At 45.9% G+C, this 26,405-nt stretch carries 23 protein-coding genes and 4 tRNA genes; 7 read left to right on the top strand and 20 right to left on the bottom strand.

From position 1 onward, the window contains the following. Positions 1–81: 81 nt before the first annotated feature. The 18 genes from Q4Q50_RS04595 to orn all read right to left on the bottom strand — a co-directional run bounded on the left by Q4Q50_RS04595 (position 82) and on the right by orn (position 15,643). The gene (locus Q4Q50_RS04595) at positions 82–780 is read right to left on the bottom strand and encodes a cytochrome c1 (RefSeq protein WP_063881808.1); all 699 of its coding nucleotides are present in this window, start codon (positions 778–780) and stop codon (positions 82–84) included. Continuing rightward, a complete protein-coding gene (locus Q4Q50_RS04590; RefSeq protein ID WP_006080061.1) occupies positions 780–1,994 on the bottom strand; it encodes a cytochrome b in 1,215 nt (404 codons plus the stop codon). The genes Q4Q50_RS04595 and Q4Q50_RS04590 overlap by 1 nt, the downstream gene beginning before the upstream one ends. Further along, positions 1,994–2,584 carry a ubiquinol-cytochrome c reductase iron-sulfur subunit gene (petA, locus tag Q4Q50_RS04585; protein WP_106651681.1) on the bottom strand — a complete coding sequence of 197 codons (591 nt, stop codon included), beginning with the start codon at positions 2,582–2,584 and terminating at the stop codon, positions 1,994–1,996. Before petA ends, Q4Q50_RS04590 begins: the two co-directional genes overlap by 1 nt. 370 nt (positions 2,585–2,954) lie before the next feature. Next, complete coding sequence (gene hflC / locus Q4Q50_RS04580) at positions 2,955–3,848, bottom strand: protease modulator HflC (protein ID WP_311890132.1); 894 nt, start codon at positions 3,846–3,848, stop codon at positions 2,955–2,957. 3 nt (positions 3,849–3,851) lie between these two features. Beyond that, on the bottom strand, positions 3,852–4,991 hold the full coding sequence (gene hflK, locus Q4Q50_RS04575) for an FtsH protease activity modulator HflK (RefSeq protein WP_106651683.1): 1,140 nt from the start codon (positions 4,989–4,991) through the stop codon (positions 3,852–3,854). A 36-nt stretch (positions 4,992–5,027) separates the two neighbouring features. Beyond that, positions 5,028–6,335 carry a ribosome rescue GTPase HflX gene (gene hflX, locus Q4Q50_RS04570; RefSeq protein WP_106651684.1) on the bottom strand — a complete coding sequence of 436 codons (1,308 nt, stop codon included), beginning with the start codon at positions 6,333–6,335 and terminating at the stop codon, positions 5,028–5,030. 23 nt (positions 6,336–6,358) lie between these two features. Next, positions 6,359–6,631 carry an RNA chaperone Hfq gene (hfq, locus tag Q4Q50_RS04565; protein ID WP_006084207.1) on the bottom strand — a complete coding sequence of 91 codons (273 nt, stop codon included), beginning with the start codon at positions 6,629–6,631 and terminating at the stop codon, positions 6,359–6,361. 92 nt (positions 6,632–6,723) lie between these two features. Continuing rightward, entirely contained in the window at positions 6,724–7,650 is a 927-nt protein-coding gene (gene miaA, locus Q4Q50_RS04560; RefSeq protein ID WP_311898586.1) for a tRNA (adenosine(37)-N6)-dimethylallyltransferase MiaA, read from the bottom strand. Then, on the bottom strand, positions 7,643–9,529 hold the full coding sequence (mutL, locus tag Q4Q50_RS04555) for a DNA mismatch repair endonuclease MutL (RefSeq protein ID WP_371824968.1): 1,887 nt from the start codon (positions 9,527–9,529) through the stop codon (positions 7,643–7,645). The genes miaA and mutL overlap by 8 nt, the downstream gene beginning before the upstream one ends. A 13-nt stretch (positions 9,530–9,542) precedes the next feature. Beyond that, positions 9,543–10,964, bottom strand: a complete 1,422-nt coding sequence (locus Q4Q50_RS04550) for an N-acetylmuramoyl-L-alanine amidase (RefSeq protein ID WP_311898582.1) — start codon at positions 10,962–10,964, stop codon at positions 9,543–9,545. Between the two features lie 8 nt (positions 10,965–10,972). Then, the gene (tsaE, locus tag Q4Q50_RS04545) at positions 10,973–11,431 is read right to left on the bottom strand and encodes a tRNA (adenosine(37)-N6)-threonylcarbamoyltransferase complex ATPase subunit type 1 TsaE (protein ID WP_106651688.1); all 459 of its coding nucleotides are present in this window, start codon (positions 11,429–11,431) and stop codon (positions 10,973–10,975) included. Between the two features lie 102 nt (positions 11,432–11,533). Continuing rightward, positions 11,534–13,018, bottom strand: a complete 1,485-nt coding sequence (locus Q4Q50_RS04540) for an NAD(P)H-hydrate dehydratase (protein ID WP_311898580.1) — start codon at positions 13,016–13,018, stop codon at positions 11,534–11,536. 270 nt (positions 13,019–13,288) lie between these two features. Further along, entirely contained in the window at positions 13,289–13,744 is a 456-nt protein-coding gene (locus tag Q4Q50_RS04535) for a hypothetical protein (RefSeq protein WP_311898579.1), read from the bottom strand. A gap of 412 nt (positions 13,745–14,156) precedes the next feature. Then, a tRNA-Gly gene (locus Q4Q50_RS04530) sits at positions 14,157–14,232 on the bottom strand. Positions 14,233–14,353: 121 nt separating this feature from the next. After that, a tRNA-Gly gene (locus Q4Q50_RS04525) sits at positions 14,354–14,429 on the bottom strand. Between the two features lie 114 nt (positions 14,430–14,543). Then, positions 14,544–14,619 (bottom strand) — tRNA-Gly (locus Q4Q50_RS04520). A gap of 121 nt (positions 14,620–14,740) precedes the next feature. Then, positions 14,741–14,816: transfer RNA gene (locus Q4Q50_RS04515), tRNA-Gly, on the bottom strand. Between the two features lie 281 nt (positions 14,817–15,097). After that, complete coding sequence (orn, locus tag Q4Q50_RS04510) at positions 15,098–15,643, bottom strand: oligoribonuclease (RefSeq protein ID WP_006080044.1); 546 nt, start codon at positions 15,641–15,643, stop codon at positions 15,098–15,100. Between the two features lie 112 nt (positions 15,644–15,755). On the opposite strand from orn, the gene rsgA reads away from it, so the two are divergent. From rsgA to Q4Q50_RS04485, 5 genes are all read left to right on the top strand, one after another. Further along, positions 15,756–16,820 (top strand): small ribosomal subunit biogenesis GTPase RsgA, encoded by a 1,065-nt coding sequence (gene rsgA, locus Q4Q50_RS04505; RefSeq protein WP_006080042.1) that lies wholly within the window; start codon positions 15,756–15,758, stop codon positions 16,818–16,820. Between the two features lie 62 nt (positions 16,821–16,882). Beyond that, positions 16,883–17,761, top strand: a complete 879-nt coding sequence (gene asd, locus Q4Q50_RS04500) for an archaetidylserine decarboxylase (protein WP_011845719.1) — start codon at positions 16,883–16,885, stop codon at positions 17,759–17,761. Positions 17,762–17,767: 6 nt separating this feature from the next. Further along, positions 17,768–18,649 carry a DMT family transporter gene (locus tag Q4Q50_RS04495; RefSeq protein ID WP_311898577.1) on the top strand — a complete coding sequence of 294 codons (882 nt, stop codon included), beginning with the start codon at positions 17,768–17,770 and terminating at the stop codon, positions 18,647–18,649. Between the two features lie 68 nt (positions 18,650–18,717). Further along, positions 18,718–21,921, top strand: a complete 3,204-nt coding sequence (locus Q4Q50_RS04490; RefSeq protein WP_311898681.1) for a mechanosensitive ion channel domain-containing protein — start codon at positions 18,718–18,720, stop codon at positions 21,919–21,921. A gap of 14 nt (positions 21,922–21,935) precedes the next feature. Beyond that, a complete protein-coding gene (locus Q4Q50_RS04485; protein WP_311898575.1) occupies positions 21,936–22,658 on the top strand; it encodes a glycerophosphodiester phosphodiesterase in 723 nt (240 codons plus the stop codon). Positions 22,659–22,678: 20 nt separating this feature from the next. Here Q4Q50_RS04485 and Q4Q50_RS04480 read toward each other — a convergent pair whose 3' ends face one another. Beyond that, positions 22,679–23,011, bottom strand: a complete 333-nt coding sequence (locus Q4Q50_RS04480) for a DUF3392 domain-containing protein (protein ID WP_311898574.1) — start codon at positions 23,009–23,011, stop codon at positions 22,679–22,681. A 94-nt stretch (positions 23,012–23,105) separates the two neighbouring features. Between Q4Q50_RS04480 and Q4Q50_RS04475 the strand changes: the two genes are divergently transcribed. Next, positions 23,106–24,041, top strand: coding sequence for a D-2-hydroxyacid dehydrogenase (locus tag Q4Q50_RS04475; RefSeq protein ID WP_311898573.1), 936 nt, complete (start codon positions 23,106–23,108; stop codon positions 24,039–24,041). A gap of 105 nt (positions 24,042–24,146) precedes the next feature. Here the strand turns inward: Q4Q50_RS04475 and Q4Q50_RS04470 are convergent, their stop codons facing one another. Beyond that, the gene (locus Q4Q50_RS04470; protein ID WP_311898572.1) at positions 24,147–25,721 is read right to left on the bottom strand and encodes a methyl-accepting chemotaxis protein; all 1,575 of its coding nucleotides are present in this window, start codon (positions 25,719–25,721) and stop codon (positions 24,147–24,149) included. A 261-nt stretch (positions 25,722–25,982) separates the two neighbouring features. On the opposite strand from Q4Q50_RS04470, the gene Q4Q50_RS04465 reads away from it, so the two are divergent. Further along, positions 25,983–26,174: a bacterioferritin-associated ferredoxin gene (locus Q4Q50_RS04465; protein WP_006080031.1), complete on the top strand. Its 192-nt coding sequence runs from the start codon at positions 25,983–25,985 to the stop codon at positions 26,172–26,174. Positions 26,175–26,405: the final 231 nt, after the last annotated feature.

The following is a 26,405-nucleotide window of genomic DNA, read 5'->3' as shown; positions in this document are numbered from 1 at the left end:
TCGAAATAAAACAAAAGTAAACGAGGGGCTAAGCCCCCCGTTTACACTATGCGGATATTACATTTTACCCGTTATTGGTGCCTAGTGTACATCTTTCCAATACTCTTTCTTCAAGAGGTAGGCCACAATAAAGAATATAAACAGGAATCCGAGTACCCACCAACCCATAGCTTGACGCTCTAGCTTAACAGGTTCAGCCGAATAGACTAAGAAACCCGTGATATCACGAACCGCTTGATCATATTCTTCCGCATTTAATTTACCGCCAGTCACCACAATAGTGCCATCTTCTTGTTTAACTGGTGTGCCTTGCAACTCTTCGAGTACATGTGGCATACCAACAGATGGGAACACTGTGTTATTCACACCAAATGGGCGACTAGGATCTTTATAGAAGCCTTTTAGATAGGAATAAACCCAATCTTCGCCACGAACGCGTGCAACTAATGTTAAATCAGGCGGTGTAGCACCAAACCATTTAGCAGCATCTTTATGCGGAATCGCGTTTTGCATAAGCTCACCAATTTTGGCATCGGTGAACATATACTTGTTACGCATGTCATCAATAGAGATACCGAGATCAGTAGCGACACGTTCATAACGCTGATACTGAGTGCTATGGCAACCAGAACAATAATGTTGGAACAGGTCCACACCACGCTCTAAAGAAGCTTTATCATGCAGGTCAACATTAGCGTCTTCTAAATGTATTTTATGCCCGCTTGCGGCCATAGCCAGCGTCGGCAACAAGGTGACTAATGCAATCAGTAATTTTTTCATTAGTGTGTCAACCTCGCTGGAACAGGTTTAGTTTTTTCATTCTTGCTGTATACCCACAGCGCCACAAAGAAACCAAAGTAAGTAAAAGTAAACACCTGTGCAACTATCGTCAGCGTCGGCGTAGCAGGAACTACACCTAAGTAACCTAACACTATGAAAGAAATTGCGAATTGAGCAATGTTCAACTTGTGCAGTGTGCTACGGTAGCGAACTGATTTAACTTTACAACGATCTAACCAAGGCAATACGAACAGTACAGCAATCGATAGCCCCATCATTATTACGCCTGCTAATTTATCAGGAATGGCACGTAAAATGGCGTAGAAAGGTGTGAAGTACCATACAGGTGCAATGTGTTCAGGTGTCTTCATCGGGTTAGCCGCTTCAAAGTTTGGCTTTTCAAGGAAGTAACCGCCGCCTTCAGGAATGAAGAACAACACATAACAAAACACAATCAGGAAGCCTGCAACGCCCATGATGTCTTTAACTGTGTAGTATGGGTGGAATGGAATACCATCGACTGGCCAGCCATTCTCGTCTTTGTTCTTCTTAATCTCGATACCGTCAGGGTTGTTTGAACCCACTTCGTGTAGCGCAATTAAGTGTAAGAACACGAGTACCACTAATACTAACGGCAGCGCAATCACGTGCAGTGCGAAGAATCGGTTCAATGTTGCACCAGAGATCACGTAATCGCCACGGATCCACAGGGTTAAATCGTCACCAATAACAGGGATAGCACCAAACAGAGAAATAATTACCTGCGCGCCCCAGTACGACATTTGTCCCCATGGCAGCAAATAACCCATAAAGGCTTCAGCCATCAGCACGAGGAAAATCAGCATACCGAACAACCACAGTAGTTCTCTAGGCTTCTGATATGAACCGTAAATCAGACCACGGAACATGTGCAGATAGATCACTACGAAGAAGGCTGATGCACCCGTTGAGTGCATGTAACGCAGCAACCAACCGTATTCAACGTCACGCATTATGTACTCAACAGAAGCGAATGCGCCTTCTGCTGTTGGTACATAGTTCATCGTCAACCAGATACCCGTCAGTAATTGGTTAACCAATACCAACATCGCTAGCGAACCGAAAAAGTACCAAAAGTTAAAGTTAGTTGGCGTCGCATACTGACCCACGTGACGGTTATAAGTCGCCGTCATAGGGATACGCGCATCAATCCAATTAATTAAATTCTTAACCATTACGCCACTCCTTTATCTACACCGATAATCACGGTGCCATCATCAACGTATTGATGTGGAGGAATAACTAGGTTCAATGGAGCAGGTACGCCTTGGAAGACGCGGCCAGCCATATCGAACTTAGAGCCATGACATGGACAGAAGAAACCAGAAGTGACACCTTCAACTTGCTCACCAAATGAATCTGGTAAATAAGTAGGTGAACATCCGAGGTGGGTACAAATACCGACAGCAATAAAATACTCTGGCTTAATTGAGCGCAAAGGATTTGTTGCATATTCAGGCTGCTGCATTTCAGCAGAAGCAGGATCTCTTAACTTATCATCATGTGTTGGCAGTTCATTGATCACAGCATCTGTGCGACGGACAACCCATACAGGTTTTCCACGCCACTCAACACGGATCAGCTGACCTGGCTCTACTTTACTGATATTTACTTCGACCGGTGCACCTGCAGCTTTCGCTTTGGCACTCGGATTCCATGACTTGATGAAAGGAACCGCTACAGCGACGGCACCAGCACCACCTACTACGGCGGTTGCGGCTGTCAGGAATCTGCGACGTCCGGTATCGACTGGCGCATTGCTCATCCACTTATCTCCCAGAGGGTGTTGGAATTTTTATATTTCAAAGACTTTCTGCCCTTAGTCATCACTAGGGTCAAAAATCGAAGTTTGAAGCGGGGCTCATTATAGCTAAAAATTAGAAGCAGATCATAGTGAAAACACGCAAGTAAGTTAGGGAGATTGCGTGTTTTTTGAAAAAAGTCGAAAAAAGCCCCAACTATTAAGCCGTTTTAATCAATTTGGAAGGTTTTTTGAGCATCTTGTCTGTGACATCGGCATAAAGCATGCATCGCTAATATAAATTAGCCTTAACTTTTCTATCTAAGTTAACAATCGCCAGATAAAAAAATAGGCCCTGGGTAACAGGGCCTATTAGATCAACACTTTTAACGTATTACTTCTTGGGTGAAGTGCTCTTCATATACTTGAAGAACTCGCTATCAGGCTCTAATACCATGATATCTGACTTGCCTGAGAAACTAGCACGATAGGCTTCTAAGCTACGAACAAAGCTAAAAAATTCAGCATCTTTGCTATAAGCATCAGAATATATCTTAGCCGCTAATGCATCACCTTCACCACGAATGGTTAAGGCTTTACGCTCAGCTTCAGCAATCTTCACTGTTACATTAGCATCGATCGTTGCACGGATAATTTCAGATTGCTCTTTACCTTGTGCTCTATGCTCTTTTGCCACAGCTTGACGCTCAGCACGCATACGTTGGTAAATACTGTTACTGACGTTAGCGGGTAAATTGATTTGCTTTACACGCACATCGACAACTTCAATACCTAAGTCTTTAGCGCTTTCTGAAGCATTTTCCAATGCATCATTCTGTAACTCATCACGCTTACCAGAGACAATCTCTTTGATTGTGCGGCGACCAAACTCAGTTCGTAAATCGTTGTTGATCTTACGTTGTAAAAGCGATTCAGCATTCGATTTAATACCACCATTTGTAGACAGGTAATATTTTTCGAAATCCAAAATACGCCACTTCACATAAGAATCGACCATAAGGTCTTTCTTCTCTGAAGTTACAAAACGATCCGCAGCACCATCAAGTGTTTGAATACGGGCATCGAGTAATTTTACTTTATCGATCACAGGTACTTTAACGTGTAAACCTGGACCATAGACGCGAGTGACTTGCTTGCCATCCACATTGTCTTTTAAAATTTCACCGAAACGCGCCACAATTGCGCGCTCGCCTTCATTCACCACCATTAAAGATGACAAACCAATACCTAAAAGTACGGCGATAAGAATAACGCTTAATCTACCCATGGATTACTCCCTCCCTTGGCGAGTACGATCATCGCGGGATGGACGTCCACTCAAAGGCTCATTCGCGCGAGTCGTTGATACAGATGAAGAATTGACATTTTGCTGTGGCTTAGCTTCCAGCTCAATTGTCGCAGGCTTCTGCTGAATTAACTTATCTAGCGGTAGGTACATTAAGTTGCCGTTGTTTTTGGCATCAATCAGCACTTTATTCGTATCAGTCATCACTTGCTGCATTGTATCGAGATACAAACGCTTGCGAGTCACTTCAGGCGCAGCTTGATACTCAGGTAATAACAGCTCAAATCGAGCCACTTTACCGCGAGCCTCTAAGACTTCACGCTCTTTATAAGCATTCGCTTGTTGTGCCATACGTTCAACTTCACCACGAGCTTTAGGTTCAATCTCACGGGCATAGGCTTCAGCTTCACGAATAAAACGTTGTTCATCTTCTTGGGCAGAAATCGCATCATCGAAGGCATCTTTCACTTCTTCAGGCGGACGTGCCGGCAAGAAGTTAACATCGACAATCGCCAGACCCAATTTATAGGGCTCAAGAATGCGCTCTAACTCTTTCCACGTATCGCGACGGATAGCATCACGGCCAGTAGTCAGAATATCATCCATCTTGTTATGTCCGATGACATAACGCAATGCACTGTCGGTCGCTTCACGCAAACTGGCGTTCGCATCGACGGCACTGAACAGATATGAGTAAGCATCTAAAATACGATACTGCACATCAAGCTCAACTTTCACGACGTTTTCATCGGATGTCAGCATGCTACCAGACGCAGGAATAGAGCGAACCGATTGAATGTCAACGGGATAAATTTGGTCAATGAAAGTCGCTTTCCAATGAAGACCTGGTCCTATTTCGCCATTATGTTGACCAAATCGCAGTGCCACACCACGCTCCGCTTCTTTAATTGTATAAAAACCCGAAAGTCCCCAAACAACCAAAGCAACAGCAAGAATGATGATTAGGCTAAACGAACTAAAAGATTGGCCTGAGCCATTTCCTTTGCCGCCAAAGCGCTTTGAAAGATTACGAAAAACCTCGTCAAGGTCCGGTGGTCCTTTGTCGTTACCACCTTTATTTCCCCAAGGATCATTACCCTTGTTACCGGGCTCGTTCCAAGCCATTTAGCACTCCATAAGTGGATGAAATAAATTAGATTATTAACAAACAGCCTCATCTATCGAATCTTCGTAGATGAAGGTTTCTAACTCACCCTGACTCTGTTTAGCTAATCGGCGCCAATCGGCGTCCGATAAACGAACAGACAAAATACAGTTCCCCAGATCGTCGTACTCTTTCTGCTGTATCGCATCCAGTCGATAAAACTGGCCAAGATAATGTCCAGCAGTTGCCGGAATTCTTAGTGTTAGCTCTTTAATCACCTCACCGATAAGCTCAGTGATGGCTTTCAATAGCAAATCAAATCCCAAACGCTTCTGTGCTGAAACCCAAACTCGAACGGGTTTGCCTATGTCGTTATATTCAATTCTTGGGGTTACATCCTCGAGTAAATCGATTTTGTTACATACCACGAGTTGCATGACTTCATCGGCTTCGATGTCTTTCAGTACAGATTGAACCTGATCAAAATTATCCGCCATGTTTTCATCTGCACAATCAACAATGTGCAGTAGTAACTCAGCTTGCCTTGTCTCTTGTAAAGTCGCCTTAAATGCAGCAACGAGATCATGGGGCAAATGACGAATAAACCCTACTGTATCCGCGAGTATCACGGCACCATCGGGTAAATCTAACTTTCTTAACGTGGGATCGAGTGTGGCAAACAGCTGATCTGCTGCATAAACATCGGAAGATGTTAAGGCATTAAACAGCGTTGATTTACCGGCGTTGGTGTAGCCGACTAATGATACTGTCGACAAATCACTGCGCTTACGTGCACGTCTACTCTGTTCACGTTGTTTATCAACTCGCTCTAAGCGTTTGTTGATATTTTTAATCCGTCCTCTGAGCAAACGTCTATCGGTTTCGAGCTGGGTTTCCCCTGGACCACGTAAACCAATACCACCTTTTTGCCTTTCAAGATGCGTCCAACCACGGATCAGGCGAGTCGACATATGGCGCAATTGCGCTAGCTCCACCTGCAACTTACCTTCGTGAGTTCGCGCTCTTTGAGCAAAAATATCGAGAATAAGCGTCGTACGGTCGAGTACTCGACATTGACACACTTGCTCAAGATTACGCTCTTGGGCTGGACTCAATGCATGATTAAAAATCACCACATTGGCTTCGGTCGCCGCCACTAATGCGGCTAACTCTTCAGCTTTACCAGAACCCACAAAAAATTTGCGATCCGGCGAACGTCGACTTCCAGTAATCACCCCGACTGATCGGGCTCCAGCTGATTCTACTAATAGCTGCAGCTCGACTAAATCTTCTCGGCGTTCCTCATCGGAAAAGTCGATATGGACAAGAACCGCAGTTTCTCCCGCCTCATAACGATCAAACAAGAAGTAAACTCCTTAGATAAAACTTATTCGCCACTAGGCGCATCATCTTGAGCACCATATCCGCCTTGGGCATTTTGGTGACCAGTAACGTTGAATGGGCGTGCTGGCACGACAGTAGAAATAGCGTGTTTATAAACCATTTGGCTCACTGTGTTTTTCAACAGAATGACAAATTGATCAAAAGACTCTACCTGTCCTTGGAGTTTAATGCCGTTCACCAAGTAAATTGATACAGGAACGCGCTCGCGACGCAATGCGTTCAAAAATGGGTCTTGTAAAGATTGCCCCTTAGCCATTTTATTATTTCCTTTTTAATTTATATAAAATAAATCGATATCAGTGATAGTTTTTTGTTTAGTTTTAGTATTATACAGCAAGGGCTAATAAGCTAGCGGCATTGACGCATAAGTGTAACTAAATTCCCCTCAGCACCACTTTCGAGCCAATTCAACTCTGGCCAACTGCGCAACCATGTTAATTGACGCTTAGCCAATTGCCTAGTAGCAGCAACCGCTTTTTCGACCATAGTATCATAGTCAAACTCACCATCGAGATATTGCCAGCACTGTCGATAACCCACACAACGCATTGAAGGCAAGTCTAAATGCAGGTCTCCACGGGCTTTCAGCTCCGTGACTTCCTCAAGGAAGCCCTGTTTGAGCATAATCGCAAAACGTTGCGCAATTAAGTCATGTAACACTTTGCGCTCACGCGGTGCAATAGCAAACTGCACTACATCATAGGGCAAGGGAGCAGATTTGGTCTGAGTAAGCTCAGTCATACTCTTGCCGCTTATTCTATAGACTTCCAGCGCTCTTGAAAGTCTTTGTGGATCATTAGGATGAATTCTTTCTGCCGACACGGGATCTATCTCCCTTAATTGGTCATGCAGTGCTTCCCATCCCTTTTCATCCGCCTCAGCTTGGATCTCGGCTCTAATGGCCTCGTCCGCACTCGGCAAAGGTGATAAACCTTCGAGTAACGCTTTGAAATACATCATGGTTCCGCCAACTAATACTGGCGTTTTACCCATGCTGACAATCTGTTCTATCTCGGCTATCGCATCGGCTCTAAAGTCGGCTGCCGAATAACTTTCGCTAGGATCGCGAATGTCGATCAATCTATGTGGCCCACGGGCCAATTCGTCGGCTGAAGGCTTGGCGCTGCCAATGTCCATACCGCGATAAATTAATGCTGAATCGACCGAAATGATTTCGCAGTTATGCTTTTCGGCCAATTCTAATGCTAAAGCAGTTTTGCCTGAGGCCGTTGGCCCCATCAAAAATATCACATTAGGCTGTAATTCTTTATTCACTTGCTTGCTCTTCTAGCCACGATTGCCAAGGTAATGATATTGCTTTGTTGGCAATAAGCTGTTTTTTCTCGTCAGCTAACTGCGAAAATGCTGCCCAAATTTCTGGCGCCGAAACGAATCCCGTTAAACTGTGTTTTGCCAACCAAAATGCCAATGCGCTTGGCGCAGGTGTTTCAAAACGCAGCGATTGTAACCACTCAGGGATCACTTTGGCTAACTGGCTCTCTCTGATATATGGGGGCACTTTTTTAATAATCAACTGCTGGTAACGAATTGTTAGTTCTAAACCTAACTGGCGGATTAGCGTGTCATGTTCATCGAGCACAGCCTGCCAATCCGCATCGGCCGCGACAGACACTGGCATCAATAAAGGCTGACCAATTAATCCGGTCGCTAGCTTAGCCTCAATCTCTTGGCAACGCGTCGCCAATGCTACTGATTTTATTGGCAATAGACTCAGTTTATCCGCCGTCGCCATTACCCAATATTGGCCATCTAAAATAGCAGGCATAGGTAAAGATGGCTGATAATCTTGATCTTTTACACTGTAAGAAGGTGTTTGCAATAAAGCACCATAACTTGCAATTGCCGCTTTTGACGGTAATTCAGTACGTTGCCGAGATTCACTTGCAGAATAACTGCTGCGACTACTGTCCCTTGGCGTGGCCATGCTGCCAAAGGCATTGGTTTGAGTGCCAAAACTGGCGCCTTCTCGTCCTGCGCCGACCGATTTTACTTGAACGGCAGTGGAAACTGCATCTTGAGCAGACTCAAATGAATCAGCACCAAGTGCAAAAGGGGCAGCTATTCCAACTGCGCTTGTTGGAGCATCCACAAACACATCTTCAACTTCATCCAAGGAACTAGAGTGAACGACATTGAGTTCCCCTGCTTCTTCCAGCGCCGATTGCAGTGCCTGCAAAATATAATCATGCACATAGCGACTCTGATGGAATCGTACCTCATGTTTAGCAGGATGCACGTTTACATCCACTTGATGGGGATCGATATCCAACATCAACACATAACCGGGTTGCTCCAGTTCTGCTTTTTGGGCAAAGGCTTGGCGCACAGCATGATTGACTAAGCGGTCACGGATAAGCCGTCCGTTGACATAAAAATAATGGGTATCAGTAATCACCGGCGACCAAGGTGACTGTAAATAACCACTGAGGCGCAAATCATCGTGTTGACATTCAATCTTAAGCGCTTGCTCAGCAAATGGGCGACCACTTACTTGCGTCAAACGTTGTAAATACTGGGCTTCATTCATGGCGGGACGATAATTGCGTACCGTCTTGCCGTTATGGGTCAGTGTAAAATGGATATCGCCGCGCACTAATGCAATGCGCTTTAACCATTCATCAATATGGGTAAATTCGGTTTTATCGCTCTTTAAAAAGCGTCTGCGAGCCGGCGTATTAAAGAATAAATCCACCACTTCAATCGTCGAACCAACAGGATGCGCGGCGGGCATGACTTTAACCGCCATGTCGGCACCTTCGGCATGGGCTTGCCATGCTTCGGTTTGATCTGCAGTTCGCGACGTCAACGTTAAGCGTGAGACTGAGCTGATACTGGCTAACGCTTCACCACGGAAACCAAAACTGAGGATAGCTTCAAGATCGTCTAAGGTGTGCAACTTTGAAGTCGCATGGCGCGATAAGGCCAATGCGAGTTCATCTTTGGGTATGCCAGAGCCGTTATCGCGAATTTTAATCAGCTTGCTGCCGCCTTTATCGATTTCAATATCGACTCGGCTCGCTCCTGCGTCGAGGCTATTCTCGACCAATTCTTTGACTACGGAAGCGGGTCTCTCAACCACTTCCCCCGCCGCAATTTGGTTGGCTAATTGCGGTGGCAGGATCTGAATGCCCATCATGCTTTCCTATTTAACTCTGGGGTATGACTAACGTTTGTCCTAACTGCACCACATCGGACTTCATCCCATTCGCTTGTTTGATGCTAGACATAGGCACACGGTAACGCTGCGCAATGGCTGATAAAGACTCACCACGACTGACTTTATGTTTGACATTCGATGCCGTTGAACTTCCCACATAAGCGGTTGGCGTTCTCTCTTTTGTCGATTTAGTACTGCTAGAGCTTGCGCCGCCTCGCTGGGCAAGCAAGGTATCCGCCGGCGGATTATTGTGATAGTAACGACTCACACCCTTGTAGATAGCATTAGCGATGTTTTCTTGATGGCGGCTACTCGACAGCAAACGCTCTTCTTTCGGATTCGAAATAAAGCCCGTTTCCACCAAGATAGAAGGAATATCCGGTGATTTCAGCACAGCTAAACTCGCCGATTCTGGGCGACTCTTATGCAATTCAGTCACGCTGCCTAAATCCTTAAGAATATCGCCCGCAACTGAATGACCAATGGCCATCGAACTGTTCATCGACATATCGAGCAAGGTCATTGCAAGATACTGTTCATTATCCGTATTTTGGATAATCTCACCCGCGCCGCCCAGCAACTCAGAATGTTTTTCTTTTTGCTCTAACCAACGGCCAATTTCACTGTTAGCACGACGCATAGATAATACCCACACAGAGGCCCCGCGCGGATTGGGTGATGTAAAAGCATCGGCATGGATAGAAATGAGCAGATCGGCCTTACTGTTACGGGCCAACTCAGAGCGCTTATTCAGATTCACAAAATAATCGCCGGTACGGATCATCACAGCGCGCATGCCGGGCGTGTCATTGATTTTACTCGAAACACGTCTGGCGATTTCCAGGGCCACCTTTTTTTCATAAACGCCCGAAGGGCCAATGGAGCCGGGATCGTCGCCACCATGGCCCGCATCGATAGCAATCACAATGTCACGGGATGACTTTGCCGCTTGAGTAACCGTTTTAACAGGGGTAGATGACACAACTGCGGTGGCGGTTGTTAAGGTTTTATCTTCTAAATCAACCACGAGACGATTGCCATAGGGCGCAGTTACGGGCAACGAAAACAAGCTCGCATTCAGTGGCTTCACCAAATCTATGACTAAGCGCAAATCGCCCTTAGTCGGCGACTTACTGACTCGCACGCCCTTGACTAACTTACTATTGTTTTCAAGATTTTTAAGCGCAACTTTAGTGGCGGACTTTTTTAAATCCACCACTAAGCGATTAGGGCCATCTAAAGAGAAATAGGTGTAATCTGGCGCTTCACTTAAATCAAACACGATTCGAGTTGACTCAGGCGCAGCCCAAATACGTACGCTTTCTAACTGATTAGCCGCATGGGCCGTCACAGATAAAAAAGAACATAAAGAAAGAATAATAATTTGAAAAAAGGGGTTATTTTTTATCATTTTAGTTTTTATTTTATCGCTTTTAATAACTTTTCACCTAGCTCTGACAAGGCCTCTATGCGTATTTCACGCCCACTATTTTGATAACTTAAATGCATATGGACATCGGCATCGGGCAATAAACCCTCTCCCTTATCTGGCCATTCAACAATGCACAGACTCTTATCCGTGAAATAATCACGAATACCCATAAACTCGAGTTCTTCTGGATCGTTTAAACGATACAAATCAAAATGATAAACTTCGACACCATCCAGCTCATATGGTTCAACTAAAGTGTAAGTCGGGCTTTTAACGGCTCCTTTATGACCTAAACCTTGAATTAAGCCGCGACTCAGCGTCGTTTTACCGGCACCTAAATCACCCGTAAGATACAGAGTCAAAGGCGCTTGGACATGGCGGGCTAATTTTTGCCCAACCGCAATAGTGTCGTCTTCGTTGTCTAAGAAAAAAGTTAACTCTGTCATATCCGCTTATATCACTGCTGTTATTGATGGAGAAGCGACTCAAGCCTAAAAAGGCACAGGGCACAGAACAAAGTCCAGCCCCGCTTGAGTCTCACATACCGCCTAGAGTAAATCACTATTCACTAATTGGCGAATAAAAGGCATTAAATCGCTCGCTAACATGCCACGTTCTCCCTGTATTGCCGCAAGATCGGCGGCGCAACCATGTACAACAACACCCAGCACAGTCGCTTGCATGTTATCCATTCCTTGAGCCATGAGCGCGCCTATAATACCAGATAACACATCACCACACCCACCACTGGCAAGCCCAGGATTACCAACAGGCGTAACAACCATTTGTTTGCCATCAAAAATGACGGTTCCAGCGCCTTTTAGCAACACAACACCGCCGTACTTTTGCTGTATAGCCCGCACTGCCGCAAACCTATCCTGCTCAATTTCTGCCACAGAGCAACCGAGTAAACGCGCCGCCTCACCCGGATGCGGTGTTAGCACCCAATTGGTTTGCTGGCGCGGTTCATTGCTCAATAGATTTAAGGCATCGGCATCCAAAACACAGGGTTTATCGCTTAAGCCCACGGCTTTAAACAAGTTATAGCCCCAGTCATGCTTACCTAAACCAGGGCCAAGCACGATAACCTGCGCCCAACCAAGACGCAGATACACTTCCATATCGACTAAGTCACAACCCCAGAACATCAATTCAGGACGGGAAACATTCACAGTCAATTGATGCTCAGGTCGACTGATCACTGTGACTAACCCAGCACCGGCACGCAAACATGCCTCACTGGCCAGTCGCACGGCGCCAGCCATGCCCATATCACCACCGATAACAGTGACCTTACCCGACTGGCCTTTATGGCTATCGCGCGCTCTGGCGGCAAAGTAATCTTTAAGCGTCTCTTTTCCGACTCTTTGTGCACTCGCTTCAGCGAAGAAAGGTGTTAATCCTAAAGCGGCAAATTCAAGTTCGCCGCTGTAATGCCGCGCCTTACCCGTTAACAAACCTTGCTTCCAGCCACCAAAACACAAGGTGACATCCGCCATCACAGCAACACCCGCCACAGCGCCGGTATCGGCAATCACTCCAGACGGTAAATCAAGGCTCAATACCCAAGCTGCATTGTCATTGATGGCGCAAATATACTCAGCCATATCGTCGCGCACCGCATCTCGCACACCTGTGCCGAGTAAACCATCGACGATGATTTTGGCCGCAAGAATGGGCGCAACGGCTTTCGGCAGTAACTCTCCACCGTCTTTAAGATAATGGGCCAATGCTTGCTGACACTCAGGCGTGCCTGCCGCTGACGTCATCATCACTGAAACGGCCATATCACTGGCAAGGGCTAAACGAGCGCACACTAAGGCATCGGCACCATTGTTACCGCTGCCAGCGAGGATAAATACAGAAGAGGCATTGGGGTTATGTTTTGTTAAACATTCAAAAGCCGCCGCGCCAGCACGCTCGACCAATTCATAGAGGCTAGAGGCTCCCTGCGACACAGCACTCAGTTCAGCTTGGCGAACTTGTGCTTGGGTAAATAAGGCCTTGGGAAATTGCGATAGATCTTGTGCCATGAAGGATCTCCTTAGACGCCAACGACTTCATTCCACAATGAGTTACCTCACCATAGGAGTCTTGGCAGCATTGAGCAAGGCCGATAAAAAAATCAGCTAATAGATCAAGAAAGTAGCAAGAATCGGATCGGGAAATCATGACGTAAATCAGTTCAAGCGCAGATACCCGCCCAAATGGAGCAAAGTAGCGCAAAAGTCGTCGATACACCGATGACACAAAGACAAAAGCCAGCACTAGGCTGGCTTTGGGAATTGAGAAGCGATGACGGTTTAGATATCGTCCATCCGAATCGTGCTGTGGACCAAACGTTGTTGCTGAGTTTTCTCTACTCGGATCAAGTTGGCTAGTGCATTACGCGCATCTTCGGCAGTGGTTGAGTTAACCGTTTTTTCTAACAAACCAATCAGACGATTTTCTAAGTCTAAGTGCAAGTTGAGCACATCGTCTTCATTCATGTTCGCGGGCAACATAGTATCTTGGCAACGCTTGGTAAAGTCTTCAAAGGTGAAGTCTTTGTACCAAGTATCAAGAATACGATGTGGTGCTTCTTCTATATAATCGCGCAGTTTCTCTGCCATGGTTTTTTGATGTGACTCAAAATAATCCAGCATCATTTTCACACGAGCCGAGTCAGCTTGATTGTTGAGTCGGCCATAGAGTTGCGCCATATCTAAGCGGCAATGTGCCACATACTCAAGTAGATCACGTAATTGTTGAATACGCATATAATGCACTCCACTGTCAGGCCAACTACTTGGCGCTATTAATTTTGTCTAGCTTCATTATGTGAGTAAAAGCGTTACGAATATTTGAACAAGGTCATAATTTAACTTTCGCGAAGCTATCTAATTTAGGAAAACTTGAAGAAACACGCTACAGATCACGCATCTAAATCCTATCAAACTGTTTTGTATAAGAGAGAAAAGCCAAAAGAGATCTCAAAACACTTAGCCTAAAAGGTTGGAGTAAGTCTTTGGTTGTGCATGATGAATCAAAGATAGAGGGTTTGCAGTGGATAGTAGTTAATCAAGAAAGGAATAGATGAGCTATACCTTGAAAAAGAAAGGTATCGCCATATCAGAATCACAACTGAGCTAATGTCAACTTAGTCATGTGATAGTGGAATATTTAGGAAATTGGAGCGACATATCGGGTTCGAACCGATGACCTATACCTTGGCAAGGTATCGCTCTACCAACTGAGCTAATGTCGCATAATTATCGCTGTCACATCAGCCTTCAACATTCAAAAAGGTATCGTCTATCAACCTTTATCAACTGAGCTAATGTCGCATAATCTGTATTAATGATTTGGTAAATCACTAAGTTTTAATTTGGAGCGACATATCGGGTTCGAACCGATGACCTATACCTTGGCAAGGTATCGCTCTACCAACTGAGCTAATGTCGCTTTTTGTATCGCTGCCACATTTGCCTTCAACATTAACAAAGGTATCGTCTATCTACCTTTATCAACTGAGCTAATGTCGCATTTCACATTTTAAGACTGTGACAGTCTAGAATTTGGAGCGACATATCGGGTTCGAACCGATGACCTATACCTTGGCAAGGTATCGCTCTACCAACTGAGCTAATGTCGCATAATTATCGCTGTCACATCAGCCTTCAACATTCAAAAAGGTATCGTCTATCTACCTTTGTCAACTGAGCTAATGTCGCATAATCTGTATTAATGATTTGGCAAATCACTAAATTTTAATTTGGAGCGACATATCGGGTTCGAACCGATGACCTATACCTTGGCAAGGTATCGCTCTACCAACTGAGCTAATGTCGCCTTTTGTATCGCTGCTACATTTTCCTTCAACATTGACAAAGGTATCGTCTATCAACCTTTATCAACTGAGCTAATGTCGCCTTTTGCATCGCTGCTACTATTTGCCTTCAACATTAACAAAGGTATCGCCTATCAACCTTTATCAACTGAGCTAATCTCGCATTCAATCTAAATGACCGTACATCTCTGTACATCTCTGTTCGCATCAAAAAGTTGAGGCCGCATTATATGAAAAATTCATGCGGCTGCAACCCCTTCTTGCATATTTATCTACTGATCGGTCAAATTTTAAATACTTTGCTGCGATAATACTGCAATTCAGCGATCGACTCTTGGATATCCTGCAGTGCTTGGTGAGTGTTTTGCTTCTTAAAGCCCGCCATAGTTTCTGGGCTCCAACGCTTCACTAGCTCTTTAATCGTACTGACATCCACATTGCGGTAGTGGAAATAATCTTCCAGCTCGCGCATATAACGATTTAAGAAGCGTCTATCTTGGCCAATACTGTTACCACACATTGGAGAAGCGCCCTTAGGAACATACTGTTCTAAGAAGGCAATCGTCTTAGCCACGGCTTGCGCTTCGGTTTCTTGACTAGCACGAACGCGGTCAATCAACCCTGACTCACCATGGTGTTTTTGATTCCAATCATCCATAGCGGCCAGCACGTCATCCGATTGATGAATCGCGATAACCGGACCTTGACCGATAATATTGAGTTCTTGATCTGTCACTAAAGTGGCAATTTCAATGATCCTGTCGACGTCGGGCTCTAACCCTGTCATTTCCAAATCGATCCAAATGAGATTATTTACATCTGCCGTCATAAATCAGCCTTATCATGTCAGTTAGCCTAAATTCAGGCTTTTTTATTCAAGAGCGTGTATCATACTGCTTTTTTCCGACACAAAAAATCACCTAATTGACGAAGACGAATCAGTGAGTAAAAAGAAACCCCTAAGCCAAGGTCAATTACGCCGTATGCGTGCTAATCACGAGAAGCGACTCAATCGTGACAGTGGCGAAAAAAATACGCCAGAGTTACAGGATAGTTCACTGGGGCAAGAACAGCCCGGTACTGTGATTTCTCGTTTTGGCCAACATGCCGACATAGAAACCGAAAGCGGCCAAGTTGTGCGCTGTAATATTCGCCGTGCCGTCACCAGTTTAGTCACTGGCGATAAAGTGATCGTACGCTTAGCCATTGAGAGCCAAGCCAATAGCGGCATCGCAGGTATTGTTGAAGCCGTTCACCCACGTCGCTCATCACTTACACGCCCAGATTTATACGATGGCGTGAAAATCATCGCCTCGAATATCGACCAAATTTTGATTGTGTCCTCGGTATTACCCAGCTTTACCACCCAGATCATCGATCGTTATTTAGTGGCTGCCGAAGATACCGATATTCCGCCTATCATCATTTTGAATAAAATTGACCTGCTCAACCCCGATGAAGCGCAGGCAATCGATGAAGCGCTGCAGCGCTATAAAGATATTGGCTATCCGGTTTATAAGGTCAGCAGTAAGTTAGGTGATGGTATCGATACCATCAAAGACATACTCAAAGATAAAGTCAGCGTATTTGCCGGCCAATCTGGTGTGGGTAAGTCATCGATCATCAATGCCCTATTACCCGATGCCGAACTGGTGATTGGTGATGTTTCCGATAACTCAGGTTTAGGTCAGCACACCACCACCACAGCCAAACTGTTGCACTTACCTAGTGGCGGCGATTTAATCGACTCCCCAGGCGTGCGCGAATTCGCCCTATGGCATCTTCCAGCACAACGTGTGGGCTGGTGTTTTATCGAGTTTCGCGAGTATCTTGGCGCGTGTAAGTTCCGCGATTGTAAACACGGTGACGATCCCGGCTGTGCACTGCAAGAAGCCCTGAGCCAAGGTAAAATCAGCGCAGATCGCTTTCATAATTACCATAAAATTATCGCCAGCTTAGATGAACAACGTCATGCCCGCCATTTCCGTGCGGCCACTGACGAATAGCGACTTATTGATAAATAACAACAGTCTCAGCAAAGATTGAGCAGTAAGAAAAGGAATTAAAATTGGATAAAGTCAAAATTGCGCTGCAGTACATGCTGCCGAAACACTTATTATCTCGTTTAGTGGGTAAACTCGCCGCCGCCGAAGCGGGCGCGTTAACCACGGCCGCTATCAAGTGGTTTATCAAGCAATATAAAATTGATATGAGCGAAGCGGCGCAGAGTGAGCCTGAAGCCTATAAAAGCTTTAATGCCTTTTTTACCCGCGCCCTTAAACCCGGTATTCGTCCGTTAGACATGGACGCCGATATCATGGTGCATCCCGTCGATGGCGCCGTAAGCCAATTAGGCCCGATTAAAAACGGCCGCATCTTCCAAGCTAAGGGTCACCACTATTCATCCTTAACCCTGCTTGGCGATCAAGCGGAAGATGCTAAACGCTTCGAAGGCGGTGATTTTGCGACTATCTATCTGGCGCCTAAAGACTATCACCGTATCCACATGCCGATTAAAGGCACGTTATCAAAAATGACTTACGTACCTGGCGAACTGTTTTCGGTAAATCCGTTAACGGCGAGAAACGTACCCGGTCTCTTTGCCCGTAACGAACGTGTGGTGGCGATTTTCGAAACCGAATTAGGTCCATTGGCCATGGTATTGGTTGGCGCAACGATTGTTGCCAGTATCGAAACCGTCTGGGCAGGCACAGTCACGCCGCCGACAGGTAAGCAAGTCTTCACTTGGGAATATCCAACCCAAGGCCCCGATGCCATCACCTTAGACAAAGGTGAAGAAATGGGTCGCTTCAAGTTAGGCAGTACTGTGGTGATGTTGTTTGCTAAAGATGCTATCGCGACCTTTGCTGAAGGTGTCGAAGCCGAAGCTGTAACGCGTATGGGACAAGCCTTCGCTAACCTGAAAGACGTTAAGCAAGCGGATTAACCCTTCTTGAGTTCTGCGAAACCTTCGGGATTAATTGAATTACATTTGGCTGTGCTGCTATTTGGCGGCACGGCTTTGTTTTCTAAATTAATCCCACTCAGTGCCCTCGACATCACCTTCCTACGCTGTATCGTCGCCGCCACTGTGCTAGGTTTGCTGGTCAAACTCAGCCGTAGACGGCTAACGCTGGCCAGCAAACAAGATTATCTGGTCGCCATCGGGCTTGGGGTTATCGTAAGCCTGCATTGGGTCACGTATTTTGCCGCCATGCAGCTCTCGTCGGTCGCCATTGGCATGATTGCATTTTTCACCTATCCGGTGATGACAGTGATTGCCGAGCCGTTGCTGACCGGCAGTAGAATAAAATTACTCGATATGATCAGCGGCGTGTTAGTGCTGATTGGGGTGATATTACTCATCCCAGAGGCCAATTTAGGTAATGACACTACGCAGGGCATTGCCATCGGCATAGTGTCCGCCATCTTGTTCACCGCCCGTAACTTATTGCACAAACGCTACTTTTCCCAGTACAGCGGCCCACATGCCATGTTTTACCAAACCTTGGTCGCCGTGGTGTTCCTGATGCCGTGGCACCAAACGGAATTGAACAGCATCTCACTCGAAGTGTGGGGATTAATTATTTTACTCGGCGTTGTCTTTACCGCCGCGCCCCACGCACTATTTACTTCCGCACTGAGGCAACTCAGCGCCAAAACGGTTGGGCTAGTCTCTTGCTTACAGCCCTTCTATGGCGCCATGTTAGCGCTGATTATTTTGGGTGAAGAGCTCAATATCAATACCTTAATCGGCGGCACTATCATAGTCGCGACCGCCATCTTCGAAACCCATCAATCGCACCAGTCACAGCGGCAAAAAAAGAACGCCTGAAACATACCAATCTCAACGCAATTTGGCTAATATGGAGCGTCTTTCGCCCCTAAATGTCTTTAGCCCATATGCCACGTATTTTATTGTTCGTTATTGCTTTTTTCTCATTTTCCGTCCTAGCCAATTCGCCTTTGCAGTTGGACAAACGTCTTGGCATGAACAAGCAAGATCAGCAACAAAATCTCAGCATTGACGAACAAATTAACGACCTAAAAATTAACATAGAGAAGCTCGCCGCCAGTGCGACCAGTTTCCAACAGGCGCAAATCGATTTTGAACAACACAAGAAGCGCACCAACCAAGCACTGAAAGAAGCCTATAAACCTCTCTCACTGGAAAAAGGCACAGATCTCAGCCAGCAAGCTTCGATGGCCTATATTCGTTTGTCTGAGCTTAAAGAAAGCGAATCTACCCTTGGCCGACAAGTAAACGATTTATTACAGCGCCACAACGACTTACCCACAGTGATCGCCAGCGCGAGGCAGAGTGTCGCCCAAAACAAAAAGGCTGAACTCGCCCCACTTGATACCCCAACGGGTGAGTTACAACAAACTCAACGACTCTTCTTTGAACAAAGCCTTGCGACCAATGAGGCTGAGCTCGCCAGCAGCCAAAAACGCATTGAACTGACGCAGTTGCAATTACAGCTAGTACGGCAACAACTGGTGCAGCAAGAAGCCTTGATTGAAACCATCAACAAGGCGATCAATAAACAACGTCAGCAACAAACCGACGCCACCTTAGCCAAAAACTTAGTCAACACGGGCAAAGTCGTCGATCCTATTACCCGCAACATTGCCGACACTAACCAGATTTATGGCCAAAAACTGCAAACCTTAACCTTGCAGATCAACAATGTGGTCGAGCAACAAGAGCAGTCGGAAACCCAATATCAATCCCAAGCCAAACAGTTGGCGAACATCCAAGAACAGATCACTTGGGTCAAAATGAACTCCGCCTTTGGTGAGCGCTTTTTGCAAATGTTGCAATCGCTGCCTAAGCCGCCAAACCACGAAAAACTGCAAACCCTGATCGCCGATGCACGCTTAGACAGATACCATTTAGAGCAGCAACAAGCCCTTAATGATCAAGAGTTAGAACAGCCCGGCTTATACAATGAGCAACAGATTAAACTACTGCACTCGCAGCAAAGTTTGATCTCGCAGCTGATGCAAAGCTATGACCAATACTTGAGTGAATTAGGCAAGTTGAAGGTCAACTATCAACAACTGAGCCAGCAACATCTCACTCTTAAAAATACCCTAAACGAGCATTTATTCTGGGTGCCTAATGCTGCCAGTATCAGTAGATTATGGCTGACCGACCTTGAGCGCAGCGCGGTTTGGTTAGTACAGCAAGCGCAGTGGGATGAACTGGGTAAAGCGTGGGAAGAGCAAAACGATTATTGGTCTTGGTGGATCATATTGCTGGTACTGTGTTTAGTCGTACAGGACTTAATCACGCCTAAATTCAATCGCTTGCTAAATCATTACACCACTTATGTGGGCAATGTGACCCAAGATAAATTTATTTACACCCTCAAAGCGCTCGTTTGCAGTATCTGCTATGCCTTGATAAAACCTTTCCCTGTGATCATGGCGGGATTAATTTTTTATCAATCCGATCGCAACTTTGTGCAAGCTGTGGGCATGGGCATACTGGCGATTGGTTTAGTCTACCTCTTGTATCGCTTCATCTTTATTCTCACGCTCGACAAAGGCGTGCTCGTAGGCCATTTCAAACGCCCCTCGAAACTCATCCAAGCGGGACAATCACGGCTTAGACACTTTGTGCTGGTCGCCAGTCCATTATTGGGCTTAATGGGCTTTACCGAAGTGCTCGACACGTCACTGGTGCGCAACAGCATAGGCCGCGGTGCCTTTATTGTTTTCTGTATCGTTTTATTCTTGTTATACAAAGACATCTTAATCCTCAGCCGTAAAAACTCGGATGCGAAGAAAGACGGTAAAAACAAAAAACTCATTCAGAAAATCCTCTGGGCTTTGCTAATTTCGGTGCCACTGTTGAGTGCCGGATTAGCCTTTAGGGGTTACTACTTCACCGCCTTCCAAATGTTGTTACAACTGCAATTATCGATCGTGCTTGGTCTGGGTTTCTTACTCTTATACCAGTTGATCAAACGCTGGATGTTAATTGAACGCCGGCGTATCGCTTTCGATCGCGCCAAGGCAAAACGTGCAGAGCGCTTAGCACAAAGGGAAAAAGGTGAAACCCATCATCTTTCTACCGATGGGCTCGACACCTACGAAGAACCCGTGGTCGATCTCGAAACTATTTCGAGCCAATCCCTCGGTCTAGTGCGTTCGTTGTTGTTATTGGCCTTCTTAGCCAGCTTGATTGGTCTGTGGACTCAAACCCACACGGCGCTATTTTCCTTCCTCGACGGCATTACCCTGTGGACGACCAATACCAGCGTCAATGGCCTAGAACAACAACTGCCAATTACCATGAAGTCCTTGATGTTTGGGCTGATAGTGGTGGGTTTCTCGTTGATGATTGCCACCAATTTACCCGGCCTACTTGAGCTAATGATCCTGCAAAGGCTTGATCTCTCGCCCGGAACGGGGTTTGCGATCACCACCGTCAGTCGTTATCTGGTGGTTTTCCTCGGACTATTAATCGGCTTTTCTAATCTCGGGATGGAATGGTCTAAGCTTCAATGGCTGATTGCCGCACTGTCGCTCGGTTTAGGTTTTGGTTTACAAGAGATTTTCGCCAACTTTATCTCAGGTTTGATCATTTTGTTTGAGAAACCCGTGCGAATTGGCGACACAGTGACAATTCGTGATTTAACAGGGACAGTCAGTAAAATCCAAATTCGGGCGACCACCATTATTGACTGGGATAGAAAGGAAATTATCATTCCAAACAAGGCCTTTATCACAGAGCAGCTGATCAACTGGTCCTTGTCAGATCCTATTACTCGGGTCATTGTTTATGTGTCGGTGGCGCGGGATTCAGACCCTGCCAAAGTTGAAGCGACCCTGTATCAAGCAGTGCAAGAGTGTGAAGATGCACTTGCCAGCCCAGAACCTGAAGTCTGGTTTGCCGGCTTTGGTAAACATACCCAAGATTATGAAGTGCGCGCCTATGCCAAAGATATGTCGGCACGCTGGCCACTGCGCCATGATTTACATAAACGAGTGACTAAAAAACTCAAAGAAAACAATCTCGAACTCGCCTACCCGCAGATGGAAATCCATATTAAGAATGGTCAAAATCGCGAGCAACAAGGCATTATTAGAAGCTAATAGGATCGCAGACCATGCTTATTTTTGCTCACCGCGGCGCTAGCGGTTATCAGGCCGAAAATACCTTAGCCGCCATGGCTAAAGCGTTAGAATTGGGTGCACAAGCCGTCGAACTCGATGTGCATAATGTCGAAGGTGAGTTAGTCGTGTTCCATGACCGAAGGCTTGATAACAAAAGCTCGGGCGCGGGCGTGATCCATTTAGTGAGTAAGGATTATCTGGCGAGTATCAATGTGAAAGGCGAGCCCATACCAACGCTATGGCAAGTACTTGAGCTGATTGCGGGGCGCTGCACAGTCAATATTGAATTAAAAGGCATTAATACCGTCACGCCGTTAATCGATTTATATCCAAAGGCTATGAGTCAGCTTGGGTTTACCAAGGAGCAGTTACTGATCTCTTCTTTTAATCACCCGTATCTGCGCGAACTTAAACAGGCGTTGCCAGATGCTTTAGTCGCACCGCTGCTTGCCAGTATTCCACTTGATAATGCCGCGGTTGTCAGTGAGCTAAATGCTTACTCGCTGCACTTAGATCTCAGCTTTATCAGCCAAGCCTTAGTGGATGACGCCCACAACAGAGGCGCTAAGGTTTATGTTTATACGGTCGATCATAGCGACGATATTCATGCACTTAAGCAAATGGGCGTCGATGGCGTGTTTAGCAATTATCCCGACCGCGCCATGCAAGCCTTAACTCAAATGACAACGGCCGATTACTCTGGTTACTTCGAATAACGACAAGCTTGATATCGATATTAGACTTGGTTATTTCGCTGAGCCCAATAGCCGATAAAAATGAACACGGCCACTATCAGTAAAAACATCCAATGGGATGGCATAGCCACTATATGTCTTGCCACCCAAGGCGTGGTTTTTACAATCAATAAGCCATAACCGAAGGCATTCACAATAATAAAAACAAATGTCCGTAGCACAAAAGAATGCCCCAACAAATGACGCCTTAAGAGACGATTGACATCCGCTGAAAAAACCAAAATAAGACACACCACCATAGCGGTAGCAATATCAAAAGCCCAAGGGCGAAGCATGTTACCCAACTGGGCAATAAGGGCGACTAACTGATCCATAATGACTCAACCTAAAAAGATGCTGCGTAATCCCTCGAAGTGGCCACGACAGCACATTGAAAAATAACAATAACCAAGCATAAAGGGAGACGCCATGGGGCACAAGTTACTCTTGCTAACGAAGGCAAATCAACAGTATCGCGATTTGATTGAGGCGCAGGAACTCCCTGATTTAGAGATACTCGACGATAATCCAGCGGGCATAATTGATGCTGATATTTGGTTAGCCGAACCTAAACTCGCCGCGCCCCTATTACCCCATGCTAGAAATCTGCAATGGTTACAATCAAGCTTTGCAGGCATAGATGCTCTGATGAGCCCAAGGGGCAGAAAAGACTATCAACTCACCAATATTAAAGGCATTTTTGGCCCGCTGATGAGTGAGTTTGTGTTCGGTTATTTACTGGCACATATCCGTGGTCATGGTTTTTATCGCCAGCAGCAACAGCAAAAACAGTGGCAAGTTCAACCCCACATACGTCACACAAGTTTACAAGAAATGCGATTGCTCTTGCTCGGTACTGGCTCAATTGCCCAGCATCTCGCGAAGACGGCAAAGCACTTTGGCATGCATGTCACAGGCATTAATAGCAGCGGTAATGCCGTAGAAGGTTTTGATGCCATTGAAGCGATGGCCAATTTAGCCCAGACGTTAACGCAAGCCGATGTGGTGGTGAATTTACTGCCCAGCACTCCGGCAACCCAGAGCCTGCTTAACGCTGATACCTTAGGCAAGCTAAAAGATGATGCAGTGCTGTTTAACGTCGGCCGCGGTGATGCACTCGATCTCGATGCGCTCAATATCCAGCTTATCGCTAAACCTGCCCAACAAGCGATTCTCGATGTTTTTGCTCAAGAACCTTTGCCCAATAGCCATCCCATTTGGGAGCGGGAAAATGCCATCATTACGCCGCATATTTCTGCGCCAAGCCATCCCGCACAAATCGTCGAGATTTTTAGCCAAAACTATCGCCGCTACATTAGCGGTGAGCCACTGCAGAATCGAATCGACTTTAGTAAGGGCTACTGAGTGAGCGCTCAGGAATTAAGTTAGAGAATTGAAATTGAGTCAGGGATCAGAAAAAGCAAAGGCAATAGTCAGACTATTGCCTTTGTTATCTTAAGTTTTAGGTGATTACACCCTAAAGCTGCGCTTTAAGAATTGATCAACCAATACCGAGTGTGAATCCATTTCGTGAGTCACTTCATCGTTCAAGCCGACCATTTCACTGCCAAGTTGATGGCTAGAATGGGTAAATTGCGACACATTCACCACGCTGCGATTCATCTCATTTGCCACACTCGATTGTTCTTCAACCGCGCTGGCAATATGGTGCGTCATATCGGTAATGGTCGAAATGGCCTCACGAATCGTACGCAATGCCGTACCCGCTAAATCCGCCGTTGAAATGCATTGGGAAGCGGCAACCACGCCTTGTTGCATACTGACTACAGCTTTATTGGTCCCCTGCTGCAACAGGTTAATCATGCTTTGGATTTCCTTGGTGGCATCGTGGGTACGTTGCGCCAATGCCCTAACCTCGTCAGCAACAACGGCAAAGCCACGGCCTTGCTCACCCGCACGCGCCGCTTCAATCGCGGCATTTAATGCCAGTAGATTCGTCTGACCCGCAATACTCTGAATGACATCTAGCACAGTGCCGATATCTTTACTGTGGGCTTCTAACTCAGTAATAACCTTCGACGTTTGTTGAAGTTGCTCCGCCATAGCTTGAATCGAGCTAATGGTGCTCGACACGGTTTTATCGCCATTGATGGTTTCAGCGGATGCCATTTGCGTGGCACTGGCGGCATCGGCACAATTGGAAGACATATCGCCTAATGTGGCGGTCATCTCCTGCATCGCCGTAGCAACTTGCTCTATTTCAGACAATTGAGCCTGACTGGTGCTCTGGATTTGTTTGCCCTTGGCGGCAGATATTTTGGCTTGTTCAGACACGTTATAACAGGAATCCGATGCACGCCCCAGAATCGACTTAAGCTCAGAGGTCTGCATTTGGAGCGCCAGATCAATCGCGCCAAGATCATCACTGCTTCCACTGTAAATATGCGCCATCAAGGGGTTATCGTAGATATGCTTTGCCTTAGCCACTATCGCGTAATAACGACTCAGCACCAGATTACCGCCCACCAGCAACACTAAGATGCTTATCGCTAGGGCAATAAAGCCCATTAAGCCAATTTGCAGAGCAAGGTAAAGCATCGGCAGCATGGCAAGTAGGGCTAGTAATAGCAATTTGGCGGGCATGCTCACTGTACGTTTTAACGCACTGACACTGCCCTTTTTGTTCAACTCTGCATAAGCCGTTTCTGCACGCTTAACCTGCTCGCGGGTAGGTTTAGTGCGTACAGATTGAAACTCGACGACTTTGCCATTAACTGAAATCGGTGAAACATAGGCATCAACCCAATAGTGATCGCCATTGGCGCAGCGATTTTTCACTATCCCTTTCCAAGGCTCGCCTTTTTTGATGCAGCGCCACATATCTTCAAACGCATGGGGAGGCATATCTGGATGACGCACCATGTTGTGGGGCTTGCCTAGCATGGCATCGAGTTCAAAACCGGCAACGGTACAAAAGGATTGGTTGGCGTAGGTAATATGACTTTGAGTATCCGTGGTCGACAATAAAATCCAATCCGCTGGATAATCATATTCTCGCTGTGTAACTGGTAGATTAGTTCTCATGAAACCTTATGGATCTTTGATTAATTCTTCGTTATTCATCCATGAGTTATCCATCCGTGAGGCATCATCACCCTGACTCTATATTCCTGAACCTACTTCTAAAACTGCCTAGCAGTGTAATGCTAAAACACATCTAGCATAGACGATAAAACGTGCGCCATGTAACAAAAACGTTAATGTATGAAAATCACTCAAAAATCATGATTGCATTTGATAAGCGTTTTCATTTAGAATTAGCGCAATTCTTTTGGAGACTAATATATGTACGTTTGTCTTTGCCATGCGATCACCGATACGCAAATTAAAAATGCCGTAAGCCAGGGCGATAGCTCGCTTGCTGACGTGAAAAAGCGCTTAGGTGTTGCCGATCAATGTGGCAAGTGTGCAAGAATGGCGGTACAGATCATCCAGAATCAATTAGAGCGTGAGCCTAATTATTACGAAGTCGCGTAAATTCAATCGCGAATAGGGTGGTAAGGGGAACTCGCTAACGAACACACTTCCGACAAGCTAAAACCACGCTGACTCAAGCAAACTCAATCCAAAAAGTCCCGCGACAACAAAGCTTTCTATTCGTCACTTCGTCTTAAATAATTTGCCAGTTTAAACTTTAGATATGATGTTTTAATGACAAGCCCCCACTGAACTCTAAGCTCCAATACTGCTGATCATTCAATGGGGTTA

Source organism: Shewanella scandinavica, from assembly GCF_031932065.1.
Lineage (GTDB): Bacteria > Pseudomonadota > Gammaproteobacteria > Enterobacterales > Shewanellaceae > Shewanella > Shewanella baltica.
Note: the sequence above shows the minus strand (reverse complement) of the source record. Positions and strands in the feature narration are given on the sequence as shown.